General features: G+C 54.9%; 6 protein-coding genes and 1 tRNA gene. 4 read left to right on the top strand and 3 right to left on the bottom strand.

Annotated features, from left to right (window positions below):
- Positions 1-510: FAD-dependent oxidoreductase (locus NOM06_RS18040; RefSeq protein WP_255912629.1), on the bottom strand; the 510-nt coding region annotated here is incomplete at its 3' end.
- A gap of 182 nt (positions 511-692) precedes the next feature.
- On the opposite strand from NOM06_RS18040, the gene rclR reads away from it, so the two are divergent.
- A complete protein-coding gene (rclR, locus tag NOM06_RS18035; RefSeq protein WP_255912628.1) occupies positions 693-1,547 on the top strand; it encodes a reactive chlorine-specific transcriptional regulator RclR in 855 nt (284 codons plus the stop codon).
- Positions 1,548-2,012: 465 nt separating this feature from the next.
- Here the strand turns inward: rclR and NOM06_RS18030 are convergent.
- Positions 2,013-2,102, bottom strand: a tRNA-Ser gene (locus tag NOM06_RS18030).
- Between the two features lie 439 nt (positions 2,103-2,541).
- Between NOM06_RS18030 and NOM06_RS18025 the strand changes: the two genes are divergently transcribed.
- From NOM06_RS18025 to NOM06_RS18015, 3 genes are all read left to right on the top strand, one after another.
- Positions 2,542-3,450, top strand: a complete 909-nt coding sequence (locus NOM06_RS18025; RefSeq protein WP_255912630.1) for a L,D-transpeptidase family protein — start codon at positions 2,542-2,544, stop codon at positions 3,448-3,450.
- 39 nt (positions 3,451-3,489) lie between these two features.
- On the top strand, positions 3,490-4,476 hold the full coding sequence (locus NOM06_RS18020) for a DUF481 domain-containing protein (protein ID WP_255912627.1): 987 nt from the start codon (positions 3,490-3,492) through the stop codon (positions 4,474-4,476).
- 338 nt (positions 4,477-4,814) lie between these two features.
- Positions 4,815-6,527, top strand: coding sequence for a methyl-accepting chemotaxis protein (locus NOM06_RS18015; RefSeq protein WP_255912625.1), 1,713 nt, complete (start codon positions 4,815-4,817; stop codon positions 6,525-6,527).
- Between the two features lie 75 nt (positions 6,528-6,602).
- On the opposite strand, the gene htpX is transcribed toward NOM06_RS18015, so the two are convergent.
- A complete protein-coding gene (gene htpX / locus NOM06_RS18010) occupies positions 6,603-7,475 on the bottom strand; it encodes a protease HtpX (protein WP_005337890.1) in 873 nt (290 codons plus the stop codon).
- Positions 7,476-7,491 lie beyond the last annotated feature (16 nt).

Raw genomic sequence — 7,491 nt, 5'->3', positions numbered from 1 at the left:
GAAGGAAGTGCGCACTAAAGTAGCGTAAACAAGACACCGGTTTGAGGCCGGTGTCAGGTGATAACTAGATCTGTACACACCTGGAGTGGTTTGTAAGCCTGCAATATCTGGGAATACTGATTGCGCACCAGTATTGATGAAAATTTTCTCTCCATGCAGTTCCAACTCTCCATCATCTTTCACTACCCGCACTGTATGCGTATCAATAAACTCCGCTCGCCCGTTTATCACTTCAACATTGTCTAGGTCTGCGAGATTGTGGAAGTTTTTGTCGCGTAGAAAATCAACTACCGCTGATTTACGCTGCATTGCACTTGCGAAATCCAGTTTTTCATGCGCATCGTGCACCAGTGTTTTCGTAGGGATACAACCGACATTGATGCAGGTACCACCATACATGGTATTCGACTGCTCGATCATCGCCACGCGCCAGCCCACTTTCGCAAGCGTTGCCGCAAGGGTTTTTCCCGCCTTGCCAAAGCCAATAATAATTGCCTGATAGCTATTCATTCTCGTTGCCGCCTATCGCTGTAAGATCCTATTGGTGGCAATAAGTATGAACCAAATTCACCATTTCCCTCTTGTCCGCAATGCGATGTTTTTTGTCTTATCGTCTAATTTTGATATAGATAGCTCCCACACATTGACTCTATAGTTGTCCCTTACTGCGCCACGATGAACTGGAGTCTTTTATGGATGTGCTCAGTCGTCTACTGATGCTCAATACACCACAGGGATCAATTGATAAAAACTGTCTGCTCAACGGTGACTGGCATTTGCCACATGCAGCAGGCGAAATCTCGGTGATCCGCTGGCATAGCGTGACGCAAGGAGCTGCCTGGCTTGAAATGCCCTCCGGCGAACGACTGATGCTACACCCAGCAACGGTTGTTTTTTTACCGCAGAACTCAGCTCATCGTCTATGCCGGAAGGGAGATATTGATACCCATATCGTCTGCGGCAGACTGCGCCTTTCCGTCTCTTCACGCCATTTATTAACAACACTACCGGAAGCGTTGATGCTGGTTCCTGAGCTCAACAGTAAGCAATATCACTGGCTACTGAACACCATTACACTTTTACAAGATGATGCCTCAAGCGGTTTACCCGGCCTTACGGCACTTTGCAGCCTACAATGCGCAGCGATGATGACGCTGGCAATACGTAACTGGCTACATAATGCGCCGCAACAACAGCATCTGTTGAACCTGCTATTGCACCCGCGCCTCGGCGGAGTAATGCAGATAATGCTGTCAACCCCCGCCTTGCCATGGTCGGTGAAATCCCTCGCACAGGAGGCCAACATGTCACGCGCCAGCTTCGCCCATCTGTTCCGTGAAGTGTCTGGCAACACACCCGCGGCGGTACTGACATTGTTGCGCTTGCAAATGGCTGCCCAGCTGCTATCTCGCGAGCGAGTCGCGGTTGCAACGATTGCAGAAACTGCCGGATATTCAAGCGAGTCATCATTCCATAAAGCCTTCGTCCGGGAGTTTGGCTGCTCGCCGGGTGAATATCGCAGGCGTGTTCATGCTTTGGAACAGTAAAGGCCTTGTTACCTTGGTTGGGGAGCCATCATCAACTTCGGTAAGCCAAAGTTGTCGAGTCTCCGAAGGCATCAAATGAGCAAGCCCAAGATTTTATCCACTGGAAACCGGAAATGTGCAACCAAACCATAGCTAAGCGAGATTTGTTAGCCACATGTACATGTGGCTAGCTGACTATTAAGCAGTCACGCACAGGTTTTTTAGCAGCAAGCAATTGAAATTGATATAAAAAAGGCTTCTTTTGTGATCTGATTTTATCGCCAAACAAAATCAACTCATGCGAAGCCTATGACAATTATCAATACTAATCACTATCTGAGCACTACTGTGAAACATCAACCAGATTGTCCAACAGGGTACGAGATAGTTCCGTACTAGCCAACATCAATTGGCATAGTGGATGGCATAACAAAAATCACACATAAATAAAAATCCCAATCAATTCAATTGATTGGGATTTTTATTTGGCGGAGAGACAGGGATTCGAACCCTGGGTGGCATTGCTGCCACAATTGATTTCGAGTCAATCCCGTTCGGCCACTCCGGCATCTCTCCGTGGGGAGAGAGTTTTACCCAAGCTGGGCCGAGGATGCAACAAAAATTTCTTATATATCAAATGGCTGAATCAGATATCTGAGAGCAGGCTCACATTGCTTTACGCACGGCTTACGTTGCGAGGCCACTCTTGTATGGCCCTGTATCCACCCGCTCGCACACCCGGCCATTATCCACGTCGTGATATTGCCCCATTGCCATCAGGCGTCTCTTTTTCCTGCTTGGCGCTCAAATTTATGGGTGATGCCGATTTTGGCCGGTTTCCTATGTATCCCCACATCATTGCTTGTGCGCGACAAGCTGGTAATCATGGGCGGATTGAGGAACAATCGCGCCATTCTGGCGGCTGTGTTGATGATGTTCCGCCCCGATTGAACTGATGGATCTCCTTATGCGATTGCCGAAACTCAAGCCCCTACCCTTAACGCCCGCCCTTTCCATGCTACTGGCAGCGATCCTGCTCTGCGCCGCGCCGGCAGAGGCCAAACGCTACCCGCTGCCACCTGCCGGGAGTCGCCTTATCGGTGAGCTGGAGGATTACATCATCCAACAGAATGAACATCTGGAACTGGTTGGCAAAAATACGCAAATTGGATTTTTGGCGCTACTTGAGGCAAATCCGGGTGTAGATCCCTATTTACCCAATCCAGGTACCCGCTTGACGCTGCCCACCCAGATGCTGCTGCCTGATGTGCCTCGCGAGGGGATCGTCATCAATCTGCCCGAACTGCGCCTCTACTACTTCCCCAAAGGGAAGAACGAAGTCATCGTGCTGCCCATCGGGATTGGTGATATCGGCCGCGAGACTCCGGAGATGACCACCACCGTCATCGAGAAGAATCCCAACCCGACCTGGGTACCCGGCCCCATGGTGCGCAAATCCTGGCTGGAGCAAAAAGGGATCACCCTGCCCGCCGTGGTGCCCCCCGGCCCGGAGAATCCCCTCGGCAAGTTCGCCATGCGCCTTGGTTACGGCAAGCGTGACTACCTGATCCACGGCACCAACAAGGATTTTGGCGTTGGCCTGCGGGTAAGTGCAGGCTGCATCCGGCTGCGACCTGACGATATCGAGGCCCTGTTCAAGATTGTGCCGATCGGCACGCCGGTACGGGTCATCAATCAACCGGTCAAGGTAGCCATCGAACCGGATGGTCGCCGCTGGCTGGAGGTACACTCCCCGCTCTCCCGCACCGAAGAGGAGCTTGAAAATGGCGCCCCGCTGATGCTATCACCGGCCATAGAGAGCTTTATCAGCGCACCTGATGTGATGCAGGATGAGGTGACGGCGGCGCTGGAGAGCAAAAATGGCCTGCCCCGCCCCATCAGCAGCCAGCTTGTCAGTGGCTAAGTCAGCAGCGCCCGAGTCGCACCGGAGTCACCTTACCTCATGAAATACCTGCCTCTCCTACTCCTGTTGGCCTGTCACTCCTTGTGGGCCAAGGACATTCTCTGGATGAACAATGGCGATCGTCTGACCGGTACCATCGAAGAGATTGGCGAAGAGTCGGTACGCATCTCTTTGCCCTATACCGGTGCCGTTACCGTCAAGCGGGATGCCATCAAGCGCTGGCGGCTGGAGCATCAGGATAAACCCAAGGCGACCGCCAAAGGTGGATTCACCCTCTTCAAGGATGAGCAGGATGAACGCAAGGCCTGGCTCTGGACCGGTAGTGGCGATCTCAACATCAAGCTCAAACACAAGGACAAGCACACCAACAACGTCAACTTCAAGGGCAAGACCGAGTTGGCCAATCTGGACTGGCGCTACAGTTTCTCCGGAGAGTACTCCTACGAAACGTCTGACAGCGTCACCGATAACCACGACTACAAGCTGAACCCGACCATTGACTACTTTTTCGATCAGCAGTGGTTTGTGCGCAGCTCGCTCAATGCCGAATATGACATGCTGGAGAGCAACTACCTCAGCCTCGACTATGGTACCGGGCCGGGTTACCGCTTCTGGAACGAGAAGCGCCGTCGGCTGGAGTTCGTAGCACAAGGGGGTCTGCGCAAGGCCTACTTCAGGGAAGAGAGCGGGATTGGGTTGCTCTTCAAAGGTAACCGGATCATCGACTATCCCTTTGCCAGCATGAACTGGGATTATCGCCAACCCATCCCGATATGGCGGGAAAAACTGGAGCTGTTCAGTCAGGGGCGCTATCTGCTCTATCTGGATCAACCTTCCCCCTATATCACGCTGAATCGAGATGTGACCGGCAGCGTGGGCCTGCGCTACTACTTCAACGACCACCTGCGCCTCTCCTGGTCGAGCGAAATGGAGTGGGAAGATGGCGAAGTGCATTTCGTCGGTCTCGAGCAAAAGTACAAAGAGACCGAATTCAGGCATTTTCTCAATCTGGGTGCCAGTTTCTGAGTCGCTCGCAAACAGCATGCACGCTCTATCGCCTCAAAAAATAGAAAAATGCATTTTTCCACTAAAACTTGCATTGGTTTCCCCCACTCTTCAAGGAGGCGATAAGGCCCCCCGCCTCCAGCAAGCGAAAATCAGCAACTCCTTCACTGTCAGTTGGTAAAGAAATTGAGCGCGGTCATCTTTATCCGCACTTGTTCAGCTGATCCGCCCTTAATTTGTCCCCACGGCCTTCATCAGTGAGTTTCCCTTCCTATACTCTCAGAGCAAAAAGCCTTGCCAGCCATTGACTTGGCGATGCTCCATACGACACTCAGCCATAGGGAAAGGACGCCCATACCATGGAACAGAACAAGCCCGCCTTTCAGCTCAACCTGCTGCTATCCGTCATCACCCTGATCCTGCTGTCACTGGTGTTTTTCGCCTACAGCTGGGCGGGGAAACAACTGGAAGAGAGTTATCGACAACAATATGTCTCCTACCTGCTGGCCGATGAGCTGCGCCAATCCTCCGATGACCTGACCCGACTCGGGCGCACCTACGTCATCACCAAGGATCCAGCCTACGAACAGCAGTACATGCGGATCCTGGCCATTCGCAACGGCGAACAGCCGAGACCGGATGGCTACAACCGTATCTACTGGGACTTTGTCGCCGCCAACGGCCAGAATCCCCGCCCCGACAGCAATGTTCGCCGTGGCCTGATCGACCTGATGAAGGATGCCGGTTTCACCGACGGTGAGCTCGCCAAACTGAACGAGGCCAAAAACAACTCGGATGCGCTGGTCAACACCGAGGTCGCCGCCTTCAAGCTGGTGCAGCAGAGCGATGGCGATCCGGTTGCCAACCAGCAAAAAGCCATCGCCATGATGCATGACAAGGCCTATCACCAGAACAAGGGGCGCATCATGTCCCCCATCGATGATTTCTACGTGATGATGGAGCAGCGCAACCATGAGGCAGTCGAGAGCGCCATCGCCAATACCGACATGCTGCGCTATCTCTTTATCGCCCTCGGTCTGGTGTTGATGTTCTTCCTCTGGCGCACCTATCGCTCCCTGCTCGATCTGGTGGGCACCTCGGTCGAACAGCTCAAGACCGATCTCCATATGATGGCGGAAGGTGACTTCTCGCGCCCCATCAAGGTGCCGCCAGGATCGAAAGAGAGCCTGATCGGTCTGCTCGGCGGCATGCAGACCACCCTCAAAGGGATCATCGCCAAGGTCTCCCACTCCACCGAGGAGCTGTCCCACTCTGCCGACAGCATCGCCCAGATCGCCGAGCAGACTGCCCAGTTTGCCACCGATCAGCAAACCAGCACCCAGACCATGGCCGCCGCCATCGAGGAGCTGGTAGTGAGCATCAGCCACCTCTCCGACAACGCCACCCATGCCGACGAGCTGAGCAAGGTCTCCGCCAATACCCTGGAGGAGGGGTCAGGGGTCATTAAAGAGACTCTCGGCAGCATCGAGAATATCTCCACCACAGTGGGGGATGCAGCCGGCACCATCTCCGAGCTCAACGGCCATACCCAGCAGATTTCGGAGATCATCGGGGTGATCCGCGGCATCGCCGATCAGACCAACCTGCTGGCTCTCAACGCGGCCATCGAGGCGGCGCGGGCCGGTGAACAGGGTCGCGGCTTTGCGGTGGTGGCCGACGAGGTGCGCAATCTGGCCAGCCGCTCGGCGGCCTCAACCCAGCAGATCACCGGGATGATCAGCAAGATCCAGAGCGGGGCCGATGCCTCCATCCGCAGCATGGAGAACACGGTCAACAACGTCTCTCGCGGGGTCACGCTGGCCAACCAGACCGGCGAGGCGATCGCCAGCATCCAGAGCCACGCCTCCAACCTCACCGGCCTGATGGGGGAGATCAGCCACACCCTGCGCGAGCAGTCCACCGCCGCCAACGAGGTGGTCTCGACCGTCGGCAACATCACCTCTCTCTCCGAGCAATCGGGGGATGCCGCCCGCCATGTGTCGCAAGAGGCGGCCAAGCTCAAGCAGCTGTCACGGGTACTGCGCCAGGAGATGGGGCACTTCAAGCTTTAAAGAATGCTGCAAAGCAAAACGGCTGCTCGAAGGCAGCCGTTTTTTATTCGGGGTATCCCCGTCATTCAGTATCTATCAACCACGCAGGGCGGCGATACGCTGCTCGATGGGCGGGTGGCTCATGAACAGCTCGCTCATGGAGCGCTTGCCGTTGATGCCAAAGGCCATCATGGAGCCTTCCAGCTGCGGCTCGGCACCGCGGGAGAGGCGCTCAAGGGCGGCAATCATCTTGTCGCGACCGGCCAACTTGGCGGCACCGGCATCGGCACGAAACTCACGCTGACGGCTGAACCACATGACGATGATGGAGGCCAGAATGCCGAACAGCATCTCCAGCACGAACACGGTGATCATGTAGGCAAAACCGCCGGTGCTGCTGCTCTCTTCCTCGTTGTTGGAACTGAAGAAGTTGCTGATGACGCCAGCCACTATCCGGGCGAAGAACATCACGAAGGTGTTCACTACCCCCTGGATCAGGGTCAGGGTCACCATGTCGCCGTTGGCTACGTGGCTAACCTCGTGGGCCAGTACCGCTTCCGCCTCGTCACGGCTCATGCTGTAGAGCAGGCCGGAGGAGACAGCCACCAGCGAATCATCGCGGCGGGCGCCGGTCGCAAAGGCGTTCATCTCGGGAGAGTCGTAGATCCCCACTTCCGGCATCTTGATACCCGCTTCGCGGGCCTGACGGGCCACAGTGCTCACCAGCCAGTGCTCGGTCTCGTTACGGGGTTGCTCGATGACCTGGACGCCATAGCTGCGCTTGGCCATCCACTTGGACATCAGCAAGGAGATAAAGGAACCCCCAAAACCGAACACGGCACAGAACACCAACAGCCCGGAAATGCTGGACTTGTTGATCCCCAGAACCGAGAACAGGATATTGAGTACCACCCCCAGCACCAGCATGACGGCCAGGTTGGTCACCAGGAATAGCATAATTCGCTTCATATAGACTCCTTGTGAA

Source organism: Aeromonas sp. JL9, assembly GCF_024436075.1.
Lineage (GTDB): Bacteria > Pseudomonadota > Gammaproteobacteria > Enterobacterales > Aeromonadaceae > Aeromonas > Aeromonas veronii.
This window is presented reverse-complemented; position numbering and strand designations above follow the sequence as displayed.

What these genes read in the sequence shown, in the direction of transcription:
- rclR (WP_255912628.1), top strand. Translation starts at nt 693, where the DNA reads ATGGATGTGCTCAGTCGTCTACTGATGCTCAATACACCACAGGGATCA.
- NOM06_RS18025 (WP_255912630.1), top strand. Translation starts at nt 2,542, where the DNA reads ATGCTACTGGCAGCGATCCTGCTCTGCGCCGCGCCGGCAGAGGCCAAA.
- NOM06_RS18020 (WP_255912627.1), top strand. Translation starts at nt 3,490, where the DNA reads ATGAAATACCTGCCTCTCCTACTCCTGTTGGCCTGTCACTCCTTGTGG.
- NOM06_RS18015 (WP_255912625.1), top strand. Translation starts at nt 4,815, where the DNA reads ATGGAACAGAACAAGCCCGCCTTTCAGCTCAACCTGCTGCTATCCGTC.
- htpX (WP_005337890.1), bottom strand. Translation starts at nt 7,475, where the DNA reads ATGAAGCGAATTATGCTATTCCTGGTGACCAACCTGGCCGTCATGCTG.